We start from the raw sequence: 23,086 nt of genomic DNA, 5'->3' as shown, positions 1-23,086 counted from the left end.
AGCTGCACTTATGATAACAGTGTGGCTCATCACCCTTCTCTTTTGGGAAGGGGATTTTTTAATTGAAATCCACTATTCGAACTGTACATTTGCTGTACTTAACATCTTCCCTTTTTCTAGTCATAAACTGATAAGATTTTTCCTCATCAGGCATTATTCCTTCACCGTCATCTGCATATGTAAAATCAGTATCGAGAACATTCCCTGATTCATCCATATAACTTACCTTTAATTTTACATACGTATAAGTGTTATCCCCATTATTCTTTACTGCGCCACTAACATAATTGTAACCTTCACTCGAAGTGTAATTAACATCCATAACTTTTAATTCAATTTCATTAGAATAATTGTTGAAATTTGAAGTAGTAGTGGTAGTATTTTCTGTTCCTCCAATTTCATTTATCTTTCCGTCTTTATTCATAAAAGAAACCGTATATTGATCAGTGGTTATAGAGGGGTCGTAAGTTGCAGTATATGAAGGAGTAAATTCATTTTTGTCGTAATCAATTTTTTGTAAATCATCAAAAATCATAATTTGTTTCAAGGTGCATTCCTTATTAAATCCACAAGGTATATCAGGGTTTGAATTCGTAATTTCATTAAACTTTTCTGCTACTAATTCTATTTTATTTACCTTAGTTTCATTATTCAGTTTGTTGAATTCAGGTTTAATAAATCCTCCTAATGTAAATGACAAGGAATTAGTATTATCATCATCTTTATTAAATGTAAGGGGCCTAAAATATTTCATTAGTTCAGAATCCTTACTTAAACTATCTTCTATAGAATTCATTTTTGATTCGTCAAATACTATAAAAGTCATATAAATCCAAATAATGAATAATGCAGCAATAACCGCCAACAATGTTGAAGTGAAAAATAATCTGTCCTTACTAAACAACTTACCCATCTTGCACCTCCCTAATTTTTACAGTTGTATATTAACAAATAAAGATTAGGCGATTATAAAAACTATGTAGCAATAAGTAGTTACAAATACTTATTTATTTAAGAGTTATCAAGTAAAAACTTGATTTCCTGCTCTGTAGCAATAATTGTGAAATTTGCCTTATATGTGGCTGTATTTTCAGTATGTAAAACTATGTAAGAATGGATAATGGTTAAAAGCAAAATTCACCTGTCCTCTGCTATCGAATATTATAGTTTCCCTATCATTGAATAAGCCATATAATTTGGATTTAATATTTGCTTCGGTTAGAGTATTCCAGAGTTTTGTTTATACATCAACATTTTGAAGTTTAATAGAAATAAAAACACCCCCTAAGTTATGTACTTATGTTACATTTTTCAGGAGGTATTACCTATTATTGATTCAATTTTCTTATTTGAATATCATCAATTAGTTTATGAAAGTCAAAAACATCTAATATTAATTGTTTCAACTCAACTGGTGTGTATCCAAAATTACCGTAGTCAATACACGCTAAAACTTTGCGGACTGCTATCTCATACTTTGCCATTCCTCTCCCTAAATCATCTATATCGTCTTTCATTAAGGGATAAACTTCTTGAAAATGTTCTATTGTATTTTTAATATAATTCCTATGTTGATCTACATCAGCGTTACTTGCAACAGAACCATATATTATATGATCATTGAATAAATATTTTTCCGAATACCTCTTTAACCGCTTATCATATCTAAATTCATTAACAATAGAATTAATACTTAGCATGTTTTCACATTCCTTCAATCAGAAAGTAAACTTATTATAAAGAGGCTTCAACGTTTGAATTTTCATCATTAATCGTCTTGGCTTGAGAAATGTTCAAAAGTGAGTTATTCATAATAGTCCTTAGAGCAGTAATTATTGAAGATAGAGCAAAAAATAAGATACCAGGGACTACACTGTAAATTGCGATAGTGATGGTTAATGACAAACTGGACTTATAATCACTGTTCAATGAGAGATACTTTTGTTCAATAAGTTCATTATCACTATTCTCATCGGCTGCCTTCTTCCAATACTCCATATTTTCATTTTGCTTTTTCAATGGCGATACTTGTGTAGCAATATAAATCAGTCCAATTGCAATAAAAATTACCCCAAAAAGTTTTAATATATAAGCCATTTGCCATCCCCCTCTTAAATAATACAGTTAAATATTACCACAAAAACCCAGGAAGTAGATACTAAATTTTTCCTAGGTGTGTAATATGTCCAAGATTAATTAACTATACTCATAATCTGCCCTTTAAATTCCATGCGCTGACATTGGTTTTCTTTTAATATTACTGCAATATACAACATCGTTCCTCTTGTTCAGTCAACCTAAAGGATAATCGCCATAAGATATCGAAATGTTCAAGATTTTTCTACATCTTTCCATCTGCTATCTTTTTCCGTTTATTTGTAATTTCCTAATAAATATTACTTAAATTATGGTATATTTATCAACAGGAGGTGAAATTATGAAAAAATTGGTAGGTATTTTAGCTATATTAATATTTATGTTTTCCAATTCTCTTGATGCTTCTGCACATAGTGGAAGGACAGACCGATTAGGCGGGCATTTTAGAACAGCTAATTGCACTTATATGTTCCATCACCCTACTTCAGCAGTAAGAGGTAAAACTAAAACCCAGATTGTATCATTAATTAAGCGATATAATAGCAATACCAAATGTACTCGCACTCTAACTATTAAGAAAGTTAACTGGAATACAGTTAAGCATAAATAAGCAAAGCAAAGCAAAACAAAAAAAGAGACAGGAATGTCTCTTTTTTTGTTTTAAAAGTAGGTTTTTTTCGCAAAGTTTATGTTTGAGGAAGGGGAAAATTAGATCTAAAAAGTCTACTTTCTCCTTACTTCAAACGAGAAATTAGGTTTATTGTTTTGATTTTCTTATATATGTTGCAAGTGTATATTCCTTTTTGTTTTACTCTCCTACGAGTCCATCGTTATCTCGATCATCCATATATTTATAGAGCCATGAACCACGTGAAATTGGCATTTTAAATCCAGCAGCCTTAGCTTCGGCAATTGTAACTTTTCCATTGTGATTGGTATCGACCTTGCTAACATCTTCATTACCACTATATGCCTTGTTTGCTGGTACCTTTTCTGTTTTCGACGGTGTACTCTTTTTAGCTGTTGTTTTGCCTAATTTTTTATTCACTTCATCTGGGTTTACATTGTTAAATTCGTCTGTAATGGTTTTGCCCTGAATTTTATAGGTGAATTTATAATGATTAGGAGTTTGGGTTTGAGTATTTGAATATTGAATCACTGCTACGAAATCTATACAACCTCCTGCATCTCGAATCACTTTTTCCATGTAGGCTTGGTCACCATGTCTATTGAGAGTGCTATCTTGAGGTGTAATGTTATAGGCATTAGATACTCCTCCAAGTGAGTCTGCAATCACATGGCCCTGGTCTAAATCCGGCCTTTCTGTTCCCGGAACATTTGCTTCATCAGGGTAATATCTACCTGATGACGTGACATGCTCAGTTTTATCGTTTTGAAGAGTGATTTTTTTTGCTTCTACACGAATTAACTGTCCGAATTCATTGGTAAAAGCCCAATAGTCCCTATCTCCAAACCCTACATCAACTTTGACGTTTGGTTTTCTGTACCCAGACATATCTCCGCCGTCTACTACTAGTAGTTGATATTTACTATAGTCAAATTCACCGTTAACGCTTTTTATTTTTGATACACTGGCTGCAATTGCAGTTTTAGCCTTTGCTGTTGCCTCTGCTATAGCCTTTGCAGCAGCTTCTGCTTTAGCTTTAGCCTCTGCTTTAGCTTTGGCCATGGCTTCTGCCTTAGCACTAGCCGCGGCTTCTGCTTTTGCTGTAGCTTCTGTATCCAATTTTGTTTTAGCTTCCGCCTCAGCTTTAGCTTTGGCCTCAGCTTTACCGTCATCTACGCGTTGTTCCTTTTTTTGTTCTAAATTAGTTGTAGTGGTATTTTCATTTTGGCTTGATACTTCATTTGATGAACAAGCTGCCAGAAAAACTAACAAGAACGCTGTAAGCAGGTATGAAAATTTTTTCATGTTCGTCCCCTTTTTGTATATTTTAGCAACATTACCAATACTATTATACTACCTAATTGATTATTGTGAGAAAGGACTTCATTTAAAACAAGAGCTAGAATGCGACTCTATAATCAGGTTAATAAAACAGATTAGTCAGTTAGTTTTTTCCTCGTATTTAGAAGGAAAAACCCACTTTCAAGAAGTGGGTATTTTATCGATGATCCCAAATAAGTTTTTATGTGTATCATAGGAGGTTTTAATGTTTTCACCCTTATTTGTACAAGATTATTAAGAAGTGGCGATAGCTAAGAAAGAAATGTTTTTAAATATTACATCCAAGATTTTTTCCAATTCTTTATATATCTATTAACATCTGCTTTATCGTTGTATGGAAATGACTTGCTTTTAGTTCTAATTAATGTTGCCTTTGAGGAATTATAAGAAAAATTATTTATCGTCCACAGCAGGTCGACGTTATCATAGTCGGCTGTCTGAAAACTATTCTTACCAATTGACATCGGTCTTAAATAATATCCAAAATCATGTCTAACCATTTTTAGTTTGCCTTTATAAATAATAAACATATCAGTAGATTCATATATAGAAGCTTCCCGCTCAGCAATTGAAAGAATATCTGGTTGACCTTTATACTTTGATGGCAAAGAGTAAATTGTTTTTTTCGTTACATTATACATATACTCCTTGTATTGAAACCCTGTATCTATAATTTTCTTTGAACCTACTTTTTGTGTATAAATTTTATAATTACCAGTATATAAGACATCTTTATAGGATACTGCTGCCCAAACATCATCCCAAGTAGCTATTTTGTTTTTTTCGTTTGTACCTATTATGTAGATTTTATATTTTTCCCCATTAACATCTTTCAAAGTATAAATAACTCGACTCTTTTTAATTTCAGGAGTAGCCGCACCAGCTGTTGCACTGTTGATCATCATTGAAACCATTACTAAAACTAATATGAACAAATATTCTAATCTTCTTTTCATAATATCCATCCCATTTCTATTACTTAATAGAGTCTAAGCCATTCTGCGTCTTTTCATAATATACCGTTATTTTATTACCTGTATTTTTGGCAAAAGCTGAAAGATTACCGTTTGAAACCTCATCCAAGTTTTCCAAGTATTTATTTGTTTCTTCTAAACAATGTAACCAATTATCTTTTATAGGTTGGTAATTAGGATATGGAACGTTAATGCTAAGTGCTTGGCTATATATGAGGCGGACTTCTGACTTTATAGAACTTGTAGAAATCATTTCTGATGATCCTCTTAATTGGCTGGTGAAACTTCTATAATAATCTTCCATCGAGGCTTGAATGTCTTTTACAAATTGAATTTTCCTATTATCTTCATCGCTAAAATTAGTGTCAGGTTGCTGTATAGATTCATTAATTTCTGTTTCATCTTGAATAGTCGAATTAACTATATTTTCTTCCATCTCTTTATCATTCAATGCTTCACCTTTTAATTTCTCTGCTTTTTTATCATTTGGTTTAGCATTCAAAGCAATAGTAAAATAAGAAACAGCTTTATCATAAAGTTTATTATCCAGAGCTTCACTCCCGTTGTTGATATTCTCAATGTATTTTAGAAGCTTTTTTGCATTTTCATTTGATTCATTTATAACTAACAATTCTGATAACATTTTAGTAGCATAATCATAATCCTCTCCCTCTATTGAAGAATTAGCAACTTTAAGGAGTGATTCTTCTCTTAATAATTTTGCTTTATTTAATTCAATTTGAGCATCTTCTACCATATCTATTAGCTTTGTATTGTCATTATAACTACTTACAATATTGGAGAGTATTTTTATAGCGCTTACGTATTCTTTGCTCTCCAGGGCTGTCTTACCTCTCTTTATGCTAGCTTGTATTTTAATTTTTAAATTAGTCTCATTTATAAGTTCCTGAACTTTTTCATCTGATTTTTCATTAGCAGCCTTATTAAAATTAATTAATGCTCCTTGATAGTCTTGTTTCAAAAATGCAGTTTTTCCTTTCAAAATGTATTCATCATATTGATCTTCAGTACAACCGGTTAGTACAAAACAAGTTAACAACATACTAATATAAGCTTTATTCCTCACAACTATCCCCCATCAGACATATTTTAAGCTCTTATTAAATAGTGATTTATTAGTAATTCAATATTCACCTATTTAAAATAATTTTAACACAAATTCCAATATTTACAATTTTTAGGTCATTAATAGGTATATAGTAATGCGATTATATAATTAGGATAATAGAGAGGTGATTTTTAGTGATGGAGAGGATAGATTACACAGCATTTTAACTCTACACCTGTATTTGCTCAGATATTTAAATTGGATGCTGAGGAATGGAAGGTATATGCGGGGAGGCATGCAATTCCTACCATGAAGACTGGTAATGACAAAGAATCTGTACTAAAAAGGGTCAATTAAACAATTTTAAAAAAACAATCATGTTTCAATTCGAAATCTATCAAAGTTTTTTACGTTGGGTTAGCGTTAAAAGTTATCTAGTGGAATATGGTCTCCTACCATATGTAATGGAAATGTCATATAAACCATGTCCTTCATATTGGGTCCATATAGTAAGCCGGTATTGATAGGGATTATAAAAGTAAAGTTTTATTAAATAATTTTAAAGACACATTTAGATTAATTAAAGTTATTAAAATGAAAAGAGAAAATCTCTCTTTTCATTTTAATAATTAGAAAAATTAATCTACCCAAGACTCTTCATGTTCATAAGTGCTTGCTTCTTCCATTATTTCCTCTATCCAGCTTTTAGGCACAGTTGGAGTTTCATCCTCTAAAAACTCACTAATAATAGTATCGTTATCTTCTCGCCTCACATATTTATAATTATCATCAGTTGGATAACCAAATTCCTCAAAATGAGCGATATTTACTGAGTCTCGTACTTTAATTTCTTCTTTTCTTTTTTCATCATTCATTATTCTTGCATCAGCTTTCCTAATAAAATCTGAAATCATTGCCTTACCACCATCGCTTTTACAAATTGATTTAATTCGCTGATCTCCTACTTTTTTTGCTACCTCACAATCAGTAGTTTTCCATAAATATATATCGTAGTAAGATAGTTTACTCCTATTCTCAAATAAATTAGGGTTATTTAAGAACCTTCTATCTTTACATTCAGAAATTTTATTCTTCATAATTATTTTGGATTTAAAACTCTCTTCTGTTGTTTCAAATGTCTTACTTGTCTCTTGTGCCCCATTCATATATGTACTTGCCTCCTGTCTATAGCCTACACCCTCAGTAAAACTTTTTATTCCTTTAGTTTCTGTTACAAATGCATTCCAATTTTCTTTGTCTCTTAAAACTGTTCTCTCAGATATTTGCAGAACATTAGCCCATTCACTAATAGTAATTTTATAGTTTATATTTTCTCGGTACTTAGTATGCATGATAATCTTTATATATCTGCCAGCATATTTTGCCAATAGATATTCTTCGTAGTTTAATTCTGCATAACCGGAGAAAACTGTTTTATGATTATCAGTAGTAACTACTGATAAATTATCTTTTGTGAGATAGAAGTCTATTGTTAGTAGTGAACTGTTACTAATCTCATCCTTATTAGAACTCAAATTAATATATCTCTTTTCTGCTAATGCTATTAAAGCTTTTTTTACTCTAGCTTTTCCTCTACTCGGATTACTCTTATCAAATTGTACTATACTATGTATTAATTCAATATTGGTTTGTATAGACGTAGGACGCTTGTATTGCCTCTCTAAAACTAAGTGTGCATAAAGAACTACCTCGTCATCCTCTGCATACCAATTCGTCCCATATGCTAACATTGCCATAGGCATTTTCACAAAATTTTTCATTTTATCTACTCCTTTTAATGAAATTTATATTCTATTGGTTCTATTAGTTTTGAATCGCATCTTATCCAGTATTGATCAAGTGAATCCCTCCTTTTAAAAAACCCATTCAACTAATGTTGAATGGACAGGGTAAATTATTAACAAGCAGCAATTGTTATATTAACAACCTCATACTCGTTAATGAAATATATGCTTTTGTGTGACGTTTTAAAAACTGAAAGTATTAAAGTTTTTTTCAAAAACTACATTAAATTTTTCATTTACTTTTTTCACAACTCTATTTAACTTATGTTTAAAATTGCTTTCACTCATCTCCATTTTTGCGGCTAGGTACCTTTTATTTAATATCAGGGCTCCCTTGGTATCAAAATGAAAACTACTGTAATTTTTATTTTCCACCTCTTCCTCTACTAAGTTAATAACTTCTTCCACAAATGAAATTTGATTTTTATTTAGAAACTCAGAAAAGGAATTAATCCCTCCAACGTGTTTTAATGTCTTTTTTAAGACTAATAATTCTATATCAATATTGTTGAAATTGGGTTTTACGTAATAAGATTTTTGATTCCTCTGAACTCTCACTGAGCCGCTAGAAATGACCTGAAGATTTATAAAATTTGATAACCAAACACGATTTATATATTTTACTATTTCTTTATCAGACTTGCATATATCAACTTTTAACAAAGCATTTTCTAAAGCTTCTATCATTATAGGCCGAATTTGGTTCCGTATTTCTACCCTTCCTTCTTCTACTTTAGTGTGTAGATTTGTAAAATGTTCTAATAATCTCTTAAGATCATTAGCAACTTCAGCACCTAAATATTCAGCTACTTCTATCCAGTTTTTTTCAAATGAACTGAAGTCGCCCTTATACACTTCATCATAATTAATACCTAGCCACTCTGAATCTTCACTAAGTGTTTGAGCAAAGTCTAGAAGGTCTCTTCTATATTCAATATTCCCTGCTTGCAATGACCGTGCTTTTTTCAACATTAACTGCTCCATTGATTTAATTCTGTATGCTACAAATTTTAGTGGCTCATCAAGATTGGCAGTTATTCTCCCGTCACCATGAACAAATCGATAGGGGAGGAAATCTTCTTCTGACAATTTGAATATATAATTTATGACTTCTTTATCTCCATATAACTGAAATTTTTTTATTATTTCTCTCATATTAGTCTCCAACTCAAATATTTCTTTTAATTGTAACACTTATTATTTATTAAAGACGATGTTAAAGATGAGGGCGTAGCCCGATACTGAGGGCGTAGCCCGATACTGAGGGCGTAGCCCGATACTGAGGGCGTAGCCCGATACTGAGGGCGTAGCCCGATACTGAGGGCGTAGCCCGATACTGAGGGCGTAGCCCGATACTGAGCGATAGCGTAATAAACGAGACTGTTTGTTTATATTGTTTTCTCTCTTTAAAAGTCTTTTCTTTGTTTACTAAGTCAGATGCGTATATATAACTACTAATATTTCTTCTTTTAGATTTATTCATAGTTTAAATTAATACAAATTTGGCTATAAAAAAATCCAATTTTGTATAATAATATACAGTAATTGATAAAATATTAGCTATATATTTCCAAGTATAGTAAATTTTAATTGAACTATATCAAATAAAAAAAGTGAAATTAAGAAAGTAATGTTATGCATGTAAGGGATCAGATTTGTGCTGATAGAAACTGTTTTAAATATAGATGTGGAGTCACACTATATTATTCTTAGCGAAAAAAGGGAGAATCTTATGATAAAGAACATTCTTTTAACAAGCCATAATATTATTAATGAAGGGGAATTATCGAATTTAGGAAAAATTAATGTTTTTATAGGGAAGAATAATTCAGGAAAATCTACAGTTCTTAAATATATTGAAGTTCTAAATGATGACATTGTTGGCTTGGAAATGGATTATGCATACTTTGATGAACTATTTAAAATGCAAATAGATCTTGAGATAAAAAGCACAGCGGCTACATTACTACAGGATTTCGAAACCCTTACACCAAAATTTTTCTTAGTTTTAAAAAGGGTAGTGGAAAACTATAATTTGAAAGTATTTTACAAACATGACTTACATAAATTTTTTATAAGTGTGCAGAAAGAACTAATTAAGGAGATAGGTGAAGATAATTACCGAGAATATTTTGTCACTATTATACAAGAGACATTTAATAGTGCTCATTCATACTATTTCAAAAAGTTAAGAGAAAGTCCAAAAGTTCTTTTGCCAGTTCATAGACAAATCGAGTTCTCTAAAAAAGTAGCTGACCTTATGGAAGCTGATAATACTGGAACAAACATATTAGATAATCTCTTTCACTATAAGACCCAACTTCCATCATCGGAACTTTATTTGAATTATAACAAAATAAAGCAGCTATTTATTGAAGTGTCTAATGGCTTTGATTTTGACATTGTAAAGGATGACAAAAATGTTCTAGAATTATATTTTACTAACCCACTAGGAAAATGGCTTAGAGCAGACAACTGTGGTTTAGGTCTCCAAGATTTATTAGTAATTTTATTTTTTGCAAACTGTGGAAATAGATTATTATTAATTGATGAAATAGAATCTCATTTGCATCCTGATATGCAGAGAAGATTACTGAAAGCGTTGGGAGACAATACGGATATTCAATATTTCATCACAACCCATTCGAATATATTTTTAGATAATAATTTTGTTGATAAGATATTTCATGTTTCATTCGACACTAAAATAACTTTAAAAGATGCAACAAGTAGAAGTGAAATACTAAATGATTTAGGGTTTTCTATAACTGATAATTTAACTTCAGATTTAATTATATTAACTGAGGGACCGACTGATAAAGGTGTTGTGGAAGAATTTTTAAATCAATTGGGGCTATTGAACAAGTATATCATCAAAACCTGGCCACTTGGTGGGGATATTATGAATCAAGTTGATTTGAGTGTATTCGATGGTTATAAAATTATTGCGCTTATTGACTCAGACCCAGGCAGCCACTCTATAAGAAAAAAGTTTATGAAAAATTGTGAAGAATATGGTATCCATGTACATAAATTAGAGAGGTACTCGCTAGAAAATTACTTCACTATTGATGCACTAAAAGAGGTATTTAAAGGACAAATAAGTGAAAGTATAAAAATAATTGATCCAAATAAGAAAATAGAAGAACAAATTGGAATGAATATCAAAAAGAATAACAAAAAAATTGCCAGCAACATGTCAATTACAGATATAAAAGATACAGATTTATTTTTATTTTTTGAGGAAGTTAAAAAACTATTAAATAATTAGCATTAGTATAATTGCAAACACCGTCCATGATGGTGTTTTTTATATTTTATTTATATTAATTGTTTCGCTAGTAAGTTGTTTCAGAACTAATTTAATAAAATAGGTTTCGTTTCGATAAATTCTAAGATAATATTCGGAGAGAGAGTGTGATTTTTTTGTTTATCTTTTTTTATAAGGGAGAAACTTATTAAAATTAATTGTAAGATTTCTTAAAATTGGCATAGTCAGAGAGAAGATGTACTATGCCAATTTCACATTTAAGGAAATAATAATTCAGTGTAAACTAGCCCCCTATAGCTTTGTGATATTTTAATCAAGTTATATCTTCACTGTTACACTTCATAAGAAAGATCGAAGGTTTTTTACTATTTCATCCATGTCTAAGTGCAAATACTTACTTGTCACAGACAAATCACTATGTCCAAGAGCTTTTGAAATTACAGCTATATTTGCGCCTTTATCCAATAATGACTTAGCAAATCCCCTTCGTAATGCATGAGGATTAATGTTTTTTAAGCCATATGATTTGGAATAAATATTTAATCTCTTCTGGATGTTATTATGTGTAGGAGAATTCGATATAACGTCACCATATTTTGTAATAAATAGTAATTTGTTATCCTTACCATATTCTTTTTTTATTACAGCATTATGTTTTATCAATACCTCTAATAACCTTTTTAAGTAATCATCATAAGGCAACTTGATGTTCTGATGATTTTTCATTATACTTCCGTCCAAATTTAGTAAATTATTTTCAAGGTCAATATGGCGCTCTTCCAGTTGAACTAATGTATTTATACGAATTCCCGTTTTAAACATTATTAATATAGCAGCAGCATCTCTAAGTTGTACAAAGTTATTGAAATCTAATAATGAGAGGAGGACGTTGACATCATGTTCAGTTGCCCCATTTTTAACTTTCTGATCTACTTTTATCGTTATTTTATTCCAAAATTTAAATTCTACCCATCTATTGTCATAACACTTGGATAGAAAAGCTTTTAAACATTTTAAACGAGTCAATTTTGTTTGATTACTAACATTCATACCGTCTAACCACGAATAAATTACTTCAGCAGTTATTTCACCTATAAACATAACTCCAGTTGAGTCTATAAAATTTTGTACGTAAAGCCTATAGTCGCTTATTGTACGACTTCTTTTTCCACTCACGGTCATTTGCCTTATAACAGTCTCTAAAGCGCTGAGAACGGAAATAGAGGCTTCTACCTGTATTTTTTTAGGTGAGTTATTTAAAATTTGTACCCCAGAATTGAGTTCAGGTAAATCTTTCAATAACTGCACTGCATTCACGTCAACTTCTAGCAATTTTTTACTTTTAGTCAAGAAAAAAACCTCCTATACTCATTTAGAGAATAAAGTCAAAAAACAGGTGTAATTTCTTACATGACCGTTATACTGACCGTTTCACTAAACGATATAAGAGGTTGCTATATCAAGACGCATTATGTATAAAGTTGGCGTCCCAGGAGAGATTCGAACTCCCGACCGTACGCTTAGAAGGCGTATGCTCTATCCGGCTGAGCTACTGGGACATTTCAGTGCTTTTTCTTCGTTAGAAGTATCAGCGACAAGATTTATTATATTTTTTTTATATACTTTTGTCAACAGATTTTGAAAAGAATTTTAGTGGAAAAATCAAAAGAGAAGAAAACCTCTCTTTTGATTTTTTATTGCCACTCAAATGACTGGGAAAGTTCTTCTACAGGATTGCCTTTTTCATCGTAAAATAGAACGTTCGCTTTTGTTCCTTCTGCTTCCAGTATAGCATAGGTTTTCACAGGCCGCACTCTCGGAAGCCGTATGCTTCCAGGGTTGATGAAGAGCTTTCCGTCCTCAAGCTCCGCCCCTGCGATATGCGAGTGTCCGAAGCAGATGATTTGGGCATTTTCCTCTTCTGCTCTGTATTTTACATTCATCAAAGTGGTTTTTATGCTGTGAAGGTGCCCGTGTACAACAAGAAACCGATAACCTTCAACATCAACAGCCAATTCTTCCGGCAGCGCCATGTCATCATCACAGTTGCCTCTGACAATTTGCATGCCTCTCACATGCTCATCATTCAGGGCAAGCTCTGAGTCGCCGCAGTGTATGACGGCTGATACTTCCTCTTTGTGACGGTCTGCAATTTCTCTCACTTCATCTGTCAGGCCATGGCTGTCACTCATAATCAGTACTTTCATCCATCATTTCCCCTTGGTTTGCAAACTATTGGTTACTGAAAAAATTCATCCAGCAGCTCATCAAGCTTTTTAAGCGCCATTGCTCTGTGGCTGATTTTATTTTTTTCTTCTTTTGTCAGCTGTGCCATTGAAGCACCTTTGTCTTTCACGTAGAAAATCGGATCATAGCCAAAGCCTTCGGTCCCCTCAGGCTTTTCAGCAATATAGCCTTCCACTGACCCTTCAACGGTCATCGTTTCACGGCCTGGTGCCGCTATTGCGAGAGCACAGCGGAATCTTGCTGTCCGATTGTCCCATTCGACGTCTTTCATCAGTTCCAAAACCTTGATCAGATTTTTTTCGTCACTTCTTTCAGGGCCTGCAAATCGTGCCGAATAAATGCCCGGCTCACCCCCAAGCGCGTCAATTGAAAGTCCTGAGTCATCTGCTATGACAGGCTTTCCAAAACGATGGCTAATAGCTTCTGCCTTTAATACTGCATTTTCTTCAAAAGACTGCCCTGTTTCTTCAATTTCCTCCATCAAATCCAAATCCAGCAGTGAAGATACTTGAAAGCCTCTGGGCTCCAGCATGTCACGGAATTCTTTTGCTTTTCCGGGGTTTTTCGTTGCTACAATTAATTCTTTTGGCATTTTGCACCACTCCATTTTTGTTACTTTTTTCTCCTGGGCATTTCGCTGTACAGGAGTCTTTTGAACAGTGCCTTTGTTTATTGCGCTTACTTTATGTATACCCGTTTCTGCAAAATCTAATATTCGGCCGTTTTGGCTAATTATTAAATGCAAAAAGAGGCTATGTATTGGACAGCCTCTTCAAGCATTCTCTTATTATTATATCAAAGCAGATCAATTTAGAAACTGCCTGTATTGACCTTCTCCGGACGGGTGACGGACTGCGATAGCTTCTTTCCTTTTTCTGTTACCAAGTCAGCTTTGCCATTAACAGTTATGGCCACATCCTTAATGCCAGGCTGCTCTGTCAGAGAAAGAACGATTGAATTAAGAACATCTTGTGAGATGATTTTTTTCTTGCTGTCAAAGCTTCCGTAGATCGCATTGTTAAAGTTCAGTGTAACTTTTCCATCTTTAACAACCGGATCGCCAAGCAGCTTGACACCTGTTTGAAAATCCGTCAAAAGTCCGCTTGTTTTAGAAGGTCCGCTGATTAATTCATCCACAGCTGCCCTCAGTGGATTAGCTGTACCATTGTCCACCCGCTTTGTAACTGGAACATAATAGGTTTTGCCTTTATTTTCAGCTAGATAGTAGACCGTAACGGGGTGCGAGTTGGTTACATCGACCACGTCTGAGGAATCAAGATTAATGCCGTCTGCTCTGCTTGCTCCTGCGTTGATTGGAGTGTGGTTGACAGGCATCTCTTTCAGCTCATGGCCATTGATCCAGATCTTGACGGTTTTCACAGCGTTGAATTGTGTCAAAGTCCACGTGACAGCTTGCAGAATTTTTAATTCGTCTTCTTTTTTATAGTTGGCAAATTCTTTTGAAAAGTCTGCTGTCGCTGTGCCGTCTTTTATGGAAACACCCAATACTTCTGTATCTGTCGGCAGCACAGCCCTGAATCCTGAAGGAAGGATATTGGATACTGGTCCTCCATCCACAAGGTATTCCAGGGATTGTTTAGCAACACTTTCTGTTTTCGGCATTTTTAAGGTCTGGGAAACAACGTAGCCATTTTTATCAATCAAATACAGTTCCTGTGAGACCATTTTGGCTTCACTTTCACCGCTTTTCGAAGCAGAAGCTGACTTCCCGTCTTTCCCCTCTGTATAACTCACATTATGAGGCGGATCCAATTCTTTTGCCGCTTTGTCTCCGCCGAATAAACCGCAACCGGACATTGTGGAGATGACCACGGATGAAATCAATATAGATGCAGCAATCTTGGCCGTACCTTTTTTAGGCATAAAAATCCCCCCTGAGGCTGTTTGTACTACTATGTATACGAGCCTTGGGAGGATTTAGACCGAGCTATGCAATATTTTATTCAGTTTTGCCGTTTCAATTAAGAAAGGGCTTTTTCAAGTGAAATGGTTGCAACATTTTCTACAGGCTGACCGAACCAGCTTGATGCAATTTTTTTGAATAATGCAGTTGAACCGGTCGTCAAAAACAAGTGTTCTTTTCTGCTTTCCCCTATATTCAGTGCTTTGTGAAAAGAAAGAATGGTGCTGACTTCCCTTGCTGTTTCATCTCCTGAGGAAATCACTTTTACCTTTGGACCCATAGCCTTTTCAATAAAAGGCTTAAGAATCGGGTAATGAGTGCAGCCAAGAATAAGGGAATCGATCGGCTCATCTTTGATTGGTCCAAGCGACCTCTCAACAACCGCTTCCGCCATTTCGTCAGAATAGCTGCCGCTTTCTACAAGAGGAACAAATTCTGGACATGCCAGGCTTTCTACAGCAGCTTCTTTGTTCAGCTGCTTTAATGCTGTTTCGTACGCTCCGCTGACAATCGTATTAACCGTGCCGATTACACCTATTTTATTGGTTTTTGTTACTTTGATAGCCGTCCTCGCCCCAGGCTGGATCACTCCGATGACCGGAATGTCCAGTGCCTCCTGAATATCATGAAGAGCAATGGCTGTCGCCGTATTGCAGGCAATAACAAGCATTTTTATATGGTGATGGGAAATCAGGTAGCTTGCCATTTCCCATGTGAATTGATAAACCTCTTCTTTCGGCCTGGGGCCGTACGGGCATCTGGCATTATCGCCAAGATAGATGATCTCTTCTTTTGGCAGCTGCCTCATAACTTCTCTTGCTACAGTAAGCCCGCCTATTCCTGAATCAATAATCCCGATTGGTCTGTTCAAAAAATCGCCTCATTCTTCATGCATTTCAAGCTGCAGTCTATTCAGCAGCATCTCAAGTGATTGGAGCTCTTCGCTGTTGAAATGCACCAATATTCCCCTTAAATAATGTCTTCTTTTTTCAATGGCATCCGCTATGATCCGCTCTCCTTCGTCCAGAAGATGAATCCGGACAACCCTTCTGTCACTTTCATCTTTCACTCGCTGTACAAGCAATTTTTTCTCCATCCTGTCGACCAGATCAGTCGTTGTGCTGCAGGCAAGAAACATCCGGTTTGAAAGCTCACCGATTGTCATATCCCCTTGTTCCAGCAGCCATTGAAGTGCAACAAACTGCGGAGGAGTAATCGCATAATCGCCGAGTATTTCCCTTCCCTTTTGCTTAATCATTCCTGAAATATGCCTAAGTGCTTTTTCAATATCGGCAACCGCTGTTCCAGCTGTTTTAACATTTGACTCTTCCATACACAGGTACCCCGCTGACTTTAGCCGGCTTCCCGGCGGATTCATATGGCTTGCAGTAAGTTCATTGGAGTGATCTTTCTATCATGCAGTTCAAACAGAACCAGCGCCATCTCTCATATTGTGCTCGTTTTGCAGAAGAATTGCAAGGAAGAATTACAGAGGCAAAATGCCTGCTGCAACGCCTTTTATGAAGACTGTCTTTGTCATAATTTCTGAGACGGAGCCTTTACGTTTAAAATAAAAACAAAACCGGCCACCTGATATAGATCTGGTTGGCCGGTAACGATTAAAGCTGCAGTTCACCCATTCGAAGGAGCTCTACAACAGCTTGTGACCGCCCCTTGACACCAAGCTTTTGCATCGCATTCGAGATGTGGTTTCGAACTGTTTTTTCACTTATAAAAAGTTCGCCCGCAATTTCTTTCGTTGTTTTGTCTTGTACAAGCAATTCGAAGACTTCTCTTTCTCTTTTGGTGAGCAATGGCTTTGATTGAAACTCTTTCTCTTTCAAGAAATGTAACCCTCCTTGCTAAAGTGAGAACTGTACTACCGGAAGGGTATATAATTAGTCAAAGTATTGTATGTGCAAAAGATTCCAACGGTGCTTTCCAAATGCATATTTAATAAGAAAGGGGAACAGGCCCAGCTTCCAGACTTTTTTGAAGCCCTCCTTAAAATGTCTGTTGATTTCCGGTGCAGGCGTCCGCTTTCTGCGGGGTCTCAACTGTCCCGCTTCTCCTGCAGGAGTCTCCCGCCTGGAACTCAGGTGAACAGGTGCGTGAAAATCAATATTCTTCTTTATCATAGCTTTTAAATAAAGAAAAGAGCCTTCCCCGCGCGGGAAAGGCTCTTTAGCATCAGGACCTGTCGCTTCCGAAGAAGTTGCGGAAAGCCTGAAGGTTTGTATCTCTGTTCAATGCTGCAATAGAAGTTGTGAGCGGAATGCCTTTCGGGCAGGACTGCACACAGTTCTGTGAGTTTCCGCAGCCTTCAAGCCCTCCGTCTCCCATCAATGTTTCAAGACGCTCTGACTTGTTCATTGCACCTGTTGGGTGAGCGTTAAACAAGCGGACTTGTGAAAGCGGAGCAGGACCAATAAAGTTGGATTTGCTGTTCACGTTCGGGCATGCTTCAAGGCAAACGCCGCAAGTCATGCATTTAGACAGTTCATATGCCCATTGGCGTTTTTTCTCAGGCATTCTTGGACCAGGGCCCAAATCATAAGTTCCATCAATCGGAATCCATGCTTTAACCTTTTTCAAGGAATCAAACATTCTGCTGCGGTCTACCTGAAGGTCGCGCACAACAGGGAATGTTCTCATCGGTGCAAGCCTGATCGGCTGCTCCAATTTATCAACAAGCGCCGTGCAGGATTGGCGCGGTTTGCCGTTGATTACCATCGAGCATGCACCGCATACCTCTTCAAGACAGTTCATTTCCCAGGTAATAGGAGTCGTTTTTTCACCCTTTACATTTACCGGGTTTCTGCGAATTTCCATCAAAGCGGAAATGACATTCATATTCGGACGGTATTCCAGCTCAAATTCCTCTGTGTATGGCTCAGAATTTGGCTGGTCTTGCCGTGTAATAACAAATCTGACGAGTTTCTTGCCTTGTTCGGCAGTTTTTTCGCTCACTGCAGTGTTCGCACTCATGCTTTTACCCCTTTCGCTTTGGAGTAGTCGCGTTTACGCGGCTTAATCAGTGATACATCTACTTCATCATAAGTAATTTCAGGAGCTGCATGATCTCCTCTAAAGCGTGCCATTGTGGTTTTCAGGAAGTCATCATCGTTGCGGTCAGGGAAGTCTGGCTTGTAATGCGCTCCGCGGCTTTCATCGCGCTGCAGAGCACCGAGAGTGATGGCACGGCCCATGATGAGCATGTTTTTCAGCTGTCGTGTAAAGGCAGCACCCTGATTGCTCCATTTTGCCGTATCATTGATATTAATATTTTGATAGCGTTCCATAAGCTCAACAATTTTGTCATCTGTTGCCTGCAGCTTGTCATTGTAGCGGACAACTGTTACATTCGCTGTCATCCACTCTCCAAGCTCCTTGTGAAGCACATAAGCATTTTCCGTTCCATTCATGCTCATGATGTTATTCCATTTCTCCTGTTCCTCTTTCACACGGCCGTCAAAGATGCTTGAGGAAAGATCGGCTGCTGATTTTTCAAGACCGCTGATATACTGAACAGCTTTTGGTCCTGCAAGCATTCCGCCATAGATAGCTGAAAGAAGAGAGTTCGCTCCAAGACGGTTGCCGCCATGCATGGAATAATCACACTCACCTGCTGCAAAGAGGCCCGGAATGTTCGTCATCTGATCATAATCAACCCATAGCCCGCCCATTGAGTAATGAACAGCAGGGAAAATTTTCATCGGTACTTTGCGCGGATCATCACCCATGAACTTTTCATAGATTTCAATGATTCCGCCGAGCTTGATGTCAAGCTCTTTCGGATCTTTATGGGAAAGGTCAAGGTAAACCATGTTTTCTCCATTAATGCCAAGCTTCTGCTCAACACATACATCAAAGATTTCGCGTGTTGCAATATCACGCGGAACAAGGTTTCCGTAAGCAGGATATTTCTCTTCAAGGAAGTACCAAGGCTTTCCGTCTTTATATGTCCATACGCGTCCGCCTTCTCCTCGGGCAGATTCACTCATTAATCTGAGCTTGTCATCCCCTGGAATTGCAGTAGGATGGATTTGGATAAATTCAGGATTGCCGTATGCTACACCCTGCTGGTACACGATGGATGCGGCAGAACCTGTATTGATGACAGAATTCGTTGATTTTCCAAAGATAATGCCAGGTCCGCCGGTAGCCATAATAACAGCATCTGAACGGAAATGTTTGATTTCCATGCTCTTCAGATCCTGTGTCACAACACCGCGGCATACTCCTTCATCATCCTGGATAACACCGAGAAATTCCCAGTTTTCATACTTTGTTACTAGTCCTGCCACTTCATAGCGACGAACCTGCTCGTCCAGAGCATAAAGCAGCTGCTGGCCTGTTGTCGCACCTGCGAAAGCTGTACGATGATGCTGAGTTCCTCCGAAACGGCGGAAATCAAGAAGTCCTTCAGGTGTTCTGTTAAACATAACACCCATCCGGTCCATAAGGTGAATAATGGATGGAGCTGCTTCGCACATCGCCTTTACCGGCGGCTGATTTGCGAGGAAATCTCCTCCGTAAACTGTATCGTCAAAGTGCTCCCAAGGAGAATCGCCTTCCCCTTTTGTATTAACCGCACCGTTAATGCCGCCCTGTGCACAAACGGAGTGTGAACGTTTAACCGGTACTAATGAAAACAGGTCAACGCTTGCTCCGGCTTCAGCTGCTTTTATGGTTGCCATGAGGCCGGCTAAACCGCCGCCGACCACGATGATTCGATTGTTGTTCATTTGGTCCACTCCCCAATTAACAAATTACGATTTATACGAACGCCAAGATTGCACTAATGCCTACATAAGATAGAACAACAAAAAGTATGCCTGTCACATAAGTTGAAATAGCCTGTGAACGAGGGGAAACTGTAATGCCCCATGTCACTGCAAAAGACCATAATCCATTTGCAAAGTGGAATACTGCTGAAAGGAGTCCTACAATATAAAAGGCGACCATCCAAGGATTGGATAAAATATTAGCCATCATATCATAATTAACCTCAGCCCCCATTGCGGCCTGAAATCTTGTCTGGAACACGTGCCAAACGATGTAGATAAACGTTATAACTCCTGTCACGCGCTGCAGCATAAACATCCAGTTTCTGAAATAGCCGTAGCGGCCTAAATTGCTGCTTGCTGTGAATGCAATGTAGATTCCCAGCACCGCATGGTATAAAAGCGGCAAGAAAATAATAAGCGTTTCCAGCACATATACAAACGGCAAGCTTTCCATAAATCCAGCCGCCTTGTTGAATGATTCCGCACCGCGGGTTGCGAAATGGTTTACAATAAGATGCTCGATGAGGAACAATCCTATCGGAAGCACTCCAAGAAGCGAGTGCAGCCTTCGGTATGCGAACTCTCTTTCTCCAGCCATGGTTCATTACCCCCTAAATAAATAATGCATTTTTCTCCGTTTTCTTCTTCGGCTTTTTTCAGCATCAGGTTCGTCAGTTGATCTGCATATCCTAGTCCGATTCCAAGTTATCCTATTAAAATAGCAAACTAACGTTTGCAAAAATGACGATAAAGGATGCATCCCTGTAGTAGAACCCTATTACCAGGCATGCAGCTGGATAAAACCATGGAAATGATCTTCCTGTGAAAACCTTTTACTGATAAAATGTGACAAATTTATTTTACTCCCCTGCTTGGAGAGCGTCAAGAAAACGCGTACATATTTATTAAAATTTAGAAAAATGCCAATTTCCTTAAATTTATTTTATCAAAAAAATGAAATGAGAAGTAACATTAATTGCGGCTATTATTTATTCTTTTCCTTTTTATTGCTTCTGCCTAAGATGCCGCCGCCCGGATAAGATGAGAAAAATTACGTATGAACTATGTTAAACCTCTCATCCCTGATATAATATTGAACATAGAAAGAGGGGAAGTTCAGTGAAGAAAAATGTGAAAGAGCCATCGTTGGATGCGTTTAAGGAAATAACCGCCCCTGCGTTTGGGTATGAGCTGTTCCGGGAGGTTCTGATTCCTGAAATTCTTGGCCATGAATACAAATCCATGCTTTACTGGGCAGGCAAAAAGCTCGCACGCAGGTTTCCCGTTGAAACAGCGGACGAAATAAGCGCCTTTTTCATTGAAGCCGGCTTCGGTACACTTACGATGATACATAAGAGCAAAAATGAAATGGAATACGAATTAGAAGGAGAGCTGGTTTCTCTCCGCCTCGCATCAGGCAAAGAACCAACTTTTCAGCTTGAAGCAGGATTTATTGCCCAGCAGCTCGAACAATTGAACACCGTTACAACAGAGACATATGAGCAAGTAAAGAAAAGAACAAATAAAATTGTCTTCACTGTGAAATGGGACCAAAAGGATATGACTCTTTCCAACTGATTGCGGCAGGAACCAGATGAATAGAAAAAGGCGGACAACCATGCAGTCCGCCTTTCTTCATGCTTTTAAGAAACAGCTGCTCCCTTTTTCGACAGTTCAAATGCTTCATGAAGGGCTTCAACAGCTTTTACCATATGTTCCTGGGATACGACCGCAGAAACTTTAATTTCAGATGTACTGACCATTTTGATCAGTATGCCCTCTTCTGCAAGCACTTCGAACATTTCCGCTGCCACTCCAGGATTTGATACCATTCCTGAACCGACAATTGAAACTTTTGCAAGCTTTTTCTCGGATTCGATTTTTTCAAAGCCCAGCTTTTTCTTTTGGCTGTTCAGCACATCCATTGCATCCTCCAAGTAAGAGGTGTTGACCGTGAAGGAAAGAGAAGAGGTATATCCCTCTGTCAGGCTTTGGATAATAATATCAACGTTTACGCCATTTTTAGCAAGCTCTGTAAACACATTTGAAAGATTTGATAATTTGTTCGGCAGCCCTCTCAATGTAACTCTTGTTACCTGATCTTCAAACGCAATGCCTCTGACAATTAAATTCTCTTCCATCCTAGCTTCCTCCTCAATCAATGTTCCGTTTTCTCTCGCTGTGCTTGATCTCACCTCAAGAGGGACTTGATAGTTTTTCGCAAATTCCACTGCTCTCGGGTGCAGAACTCCTGCCCCAAGGTTCGCAAGCTCCAGCATTTCATCATAAGAAATCGCTTCAAGCTTTCTTGCATCTTTTACAAACCGCGGATCTGTCGTATATACGCCTGTCACATCTGTATAAATGTCGCATTTGTCTGCTTTCAGAGCTGCGGCGAGGGCTACTGCTGTTGTATCAGACCCGCCGCGGCCAAGTGTCGTGATAGATCCTCTTTCATCTGCTCCTTGAAAACCGGCTACGATGACAATATGATCGTTTTCAAGCTGCGCCTGAATCTGTTCCGCATCAATATTTGTGATGCGGGCATTGCCATGGACAGATTCTGTTTGAATTCCTGCCTGCCAGCCAGTAAAGGAAACCGCGTCATGCCCAAGTTCATGGAGTGCCATGGAAAAAAGAGAGATCGTCACCTGTTCGCCTGTTGTCAAAAGCATATCCATCTCTCTCCTGCTTGGTTTTGAACTGATGCTTGAAGCAAGAGAAACAAGCTCATCCGTTGATTTGCCCATTGCGGAAACAACGACAACTACCTGATTTCCTTTTTGTTTTTCTTCCGCTGCTCTTTTTGCCGCGCTGATGATTTTTTCCGGGGAACCAACTGATGTTCCTCCAAATTTCTGTACGATCAGGCCCATTGCCGCAACCTCTCCCTTAGTATGAGTATTTTTCTTTGTCGTTTAGAGATGAATGAAGCCCTCT

General features: G+C 37.0%; 22 protein-coding genes and 1 tRNA gene. 3 read left to right on the top strand and 20 right to left on the bottom strand.

From position 1 onward, the window contains the following. Positions 1–58 precede the first annotated feature (58 nt). The 3 genes from LRR81_RS01395 to LRR81_RS01385 form a co-directional block, all read right to left on the bottom strand. A complete protein-coding gene (locus LRR81_RS01395; protein WP_231787510.1) occupies positions 59–913 on the bottom strand; it encodes an FxLYD domain-containing protein in 855 nt (284 codons plus the stop codon). A gap of 415 nt (positions 914–1,328) precedes the next feature. Beyond that, positions 1,329–1,700 carry a hypothetical protein gene (locus LRR81_RS01390; RefSeq protein WP_231787509.1) on the bottom strand — a complete coding sequence of 124 codons (372 nt, stop codon included), beginning with the start codon at positions 1,698–1,700 and terminating at the stop codon, positions 1,329–1,331. A gap of 34 nt (positions 1,701–1,734) precedes the next feature. Then, a complete protein-coding gene (locus tag LRR81_RS01385; RefSeq protein ID WP_231787508.1) occupies positions 1,735–2,097 on the bottom strand; it encodes a hypothetical protein in 363 nt (120 codons plus the stop codon). A 340-nt stretch (positions 2,098–2,437) separates the two neighbouring features. On the opposite strand from LRR81_RS01385, the gene LRR81_RS01380 reads away from it, so the two are divergent. Beyond that, the gene (locus tag LRR81_RS01380; RefSeq protein ID WP_231787507.1) at positions 2,438–2,707 is read left to right on the top strand and encodes a hypothetical protein; all 270 of its coding nucleotides are present in this window, start codon (positions 2,438–2,440) and stop codon (positions 2,705–2,707) included. Positions 2,708–2,905: 198 nt separating this feature from the next. Here the strand turns inward: LRR81_RS01380 and LRR81_RS01375 are convergent, their stop codons facing one another. The 5 genes from LRR81_RS01375 to LRR81_RS01355 all read right to left on the bottom strand — a co-directional run bounded on the left by LRR81_RS01375 (position 2,906) and on the right by LRR81_RS01355 (position 9,069). After that, positions 2,906–4,030 (bottom strand): DNA/RNA non-specific endonuclease, encoded by a 1,125-nt coding sequence (locus LRR81_RS01375; protein WP_231787506.1) that lies wholly within the window; start codon positions 4,028–4,030, stop codon positions 2,906–2,908. 311 nt (positions 4,031–4,341) lie between these two features. Then, on the bottom strand, positions 4,342–5,022 hold the full coding sequence (locus LRR81_RS01370; RefSeq protein WP_231787505.1) for a hypothetical protein: 681 nt from the start codon (positions 5,020–5,022) through the stop codon (positions 4,342–4,344). A 19-nt stretch (positions 5,023–5,041) separates the two neighbouring features. Beyond that, entirely contained in the window at positions 5,042–6,127 is a 1,086-nt protein-coding gene (locus LRR81_RS01365) for a tetratricopeptide repeat protein (RefSeq protein WP_231787504.1), read from the bottom strand. Between the two features lie 620 nt (positions 6,128–6,747). Next, positions 6,748–7,890 carry a hypothetical protein gene (locus LRR81_RS01360; protein WP_231787503.1) on the bottom strand — a complete coding sequence of 381 codons (1,143 nt, stop codon included), beginning with the start codon at positions 7,888–7,890 and terminating at the stop codon, positions 6,748–6,750. A gap of 207 nt (positions 7,891–8,097) precedes the next feature. Further along, positions 8,098–9,069, bottom strand: a complete 972-nt coding sequence (locus LRR81_RS01355; RefSeq protein ID WP_231787502.1) for a hypothetical protein — start codon at positions 9,067–9,069, stop codon at positions 8,098–8,100. Positions 9,070–9,646: 577 nt separating this feature from the next. Between LRR81_RS01355 and LRR81_RS01350 the strand changes: the two genes are divergently transcribed. Continuing rightward, positions 9,647–11,185 (top strand): ATP-dependent nuclease, encoded by a 1,539-nt coding sequence (locus tag LRR81_RS01350; protein WP_231787501.1) that lies wholly within the window; start codon positions 9,647–9,649, stop codon positions 11,183–11,185. 339 nt (positions 11,186–11,524) lie between these two features. On the opposite strand, the gene LRR81_RS01345 is transcribed toward LRR81_RS01350, so the two are convergent. From LRR81_RS01345 to LRR81_RS01295, 11 genes are all read right to left on the bottom strand, one after another. Continuing rightward, a complete protein-coding gene (locus LRR81_RS01345) occupies positions 11,525–12,535 on the bottom strand; it encodes a tyrosine-type recombinase/integrase (protein WP_231787500.1) in 1,011 nt (336 codons plus the stop codon). 132 nt (positions 12,536–12,667) lie between these two features. After that, positions 12,668–12,744: transfer RNA gene (locus tag LRR81_RS01340), tRNA-Arg, on the bottom strand. A gap of 135 nt (positions 12,745–12,879) precedes the next feature. Beyond that, a complete protein-coding gene (locus tag LRR81_RS01335) occupies positions 12,880–13,392 on the bottom strand; it encodes a metallophosphoesterase family protein (protein ID WP_231787499.1) in 513 nt (170 codons plus the stop codon). 32 nt (positions 13,393–13,424) lie between these two features. Beyond that, positions 13,425–14,024: an XTP/dITP diphosphatase gene (locus LRR81_RS01330; protein ID WP_231787498.1), complete on the bottom strand. Its 600-nt coding sequence runs from the start codon at positions 14,022–14,024 to the stop codon at positions 13,425–13,427. 218 nt (positions 14,025–14,242) lie between these two features. Next, complete coding sequence (locus tag LRR81_RS01325; protein ID WP_231787497.1) at positions 14,243–15,316, bottom strand: GerMN domain-containing protein; 1,074 nt, start codon at positions 15,314–15,316, stop codon at positions 14,243–14,245. Between the two features lie 98 nt (positions 15,317–15,414). Beyond that, positions 15,415–16,227 carry a glutamate racemase gene (gene racE / locus LRR81_RS01320; protein WP_231787496.1) on the bottom strand — a complete coding sequence of 271 codons (813 nt, stop codon included), beginning with the start codon at positions 16,225–16,227 and terminating at the stop codon, positions 15,415–15,417. A gap of 9 nt (positions 16,228–16,236) precedes the next feature. Continuing rightward, positions 16,237–16,689, bottom strand: coding sequence for a MarR family winged helix-turn-helix transcriptional regulator (locus LRR81_RS01315; RefSeq protein WP_231787495.1), 453 nt, complete (start codon positions 16,687–16,689; stop codon positions 16,237–16,239). A 286-nt stretch (positions 16,690–16,975) separates the two neighbouring features. Further along, on the bottom strand, positions 16,976–17,200 hold the full coding sequence (gerE, locus tag LRR81_RS01310) for a spore germination transcription factor GerE (protein ID WP_231787494.1): 225 nt from the start codon (positions 17,198–17,200) through the stop codon (positions 16,976–16,978). A 346-nt stretch (positions 17,201–17,546) separates the two neighbouring features. Further along, positions 17,547–18,344: a succinate dehydrogenase iron-sulfur subunit gene (gene sdhB, locus LRR81_RS01305; RefSeq protein WP_231787493.1), complete on the bottom strand. Its 798-nt coding sequence runs from the start codon at positions 18,342–18,344 to the stop codon at positions 17,547–17,549. Next, positions 18,341–20,104, bottom strand: coding sequence for a succinate dehydrogenase flavoprotein subunit (sdhA, locus tag LRR81_RS01300; protein ID WP_231787492.1), 1,764 nt, complete (start codon positions 20,102–20,104; stop codon positions 18,341–18,343). Before sdhA ends, sdhB begins: the two co-directional genes overlap by 4 nt. 31 nt (positions 20,105–20,135) lie before the next feature. After that, positions 20,136–20,744, bottom strand: a complete 609-nt coding sequence (locus tag LRR81_RS01295; RefSeq protein ID WP_231787491.1) for a succinate dehydrogenase cytochrome b558 subunit — start codon at positions 20,742–20,744, stop codon at positions 20,136–20,138. A gap of 521 nt (positions 20,745–21,265) precedes the next feature. On the opposite strand from LRR81_RS01295, the gene LRR81_RS01290 reads away from it, so the two are divergent. Further along, positions 21,266–21,724 carry a YslB family protein gene (locus LRR81_RS01290; protein ID WP_231787490.1) on the top strand — a complete coding sequence of 153 codons (459 nt, stop codon included), beginning with the start codon at positions 21,266–21,268 and terminating at the stop codon, positions 21,722–21,724. Between the two features lie 65 nt (positions 21,725–21,789). Here LRR81_RS01290 and LRR81_RS01285 read toward each other — a convergent pair whose 3' ends face one another. Beyond that, positions 21,790–23,022 carry an aspartate kinase gene (locus LRR81_RS01285; protein ID WP_231787489.1) on the bottom strand — a complete coding sequence of 411 codons (1,233 nt, stop codon included), beginning with the start codon at positions 23,020–23,022 and terminating at the stop codon, positions 21,790–21,792. Positions 23,023–23,086 lie beyond the last annotated feature (64 nt).

Origin of the sequence: Metabacillus kandeliae, from assembly GCF_021166585.1 — a bacterium.
Classification (GTDB): domain Bacteria; phylum Bacillota; class Bacilli; order Bacillales; family Bacillaceae; genus Metabacillus_B; species Metabacillus_B kandeliae.
The sequence above is the reverse complement of the archived record's forward strand: the minus strand, read 5'-3'. Positions and strand labels throughout refer to the sequence as shown.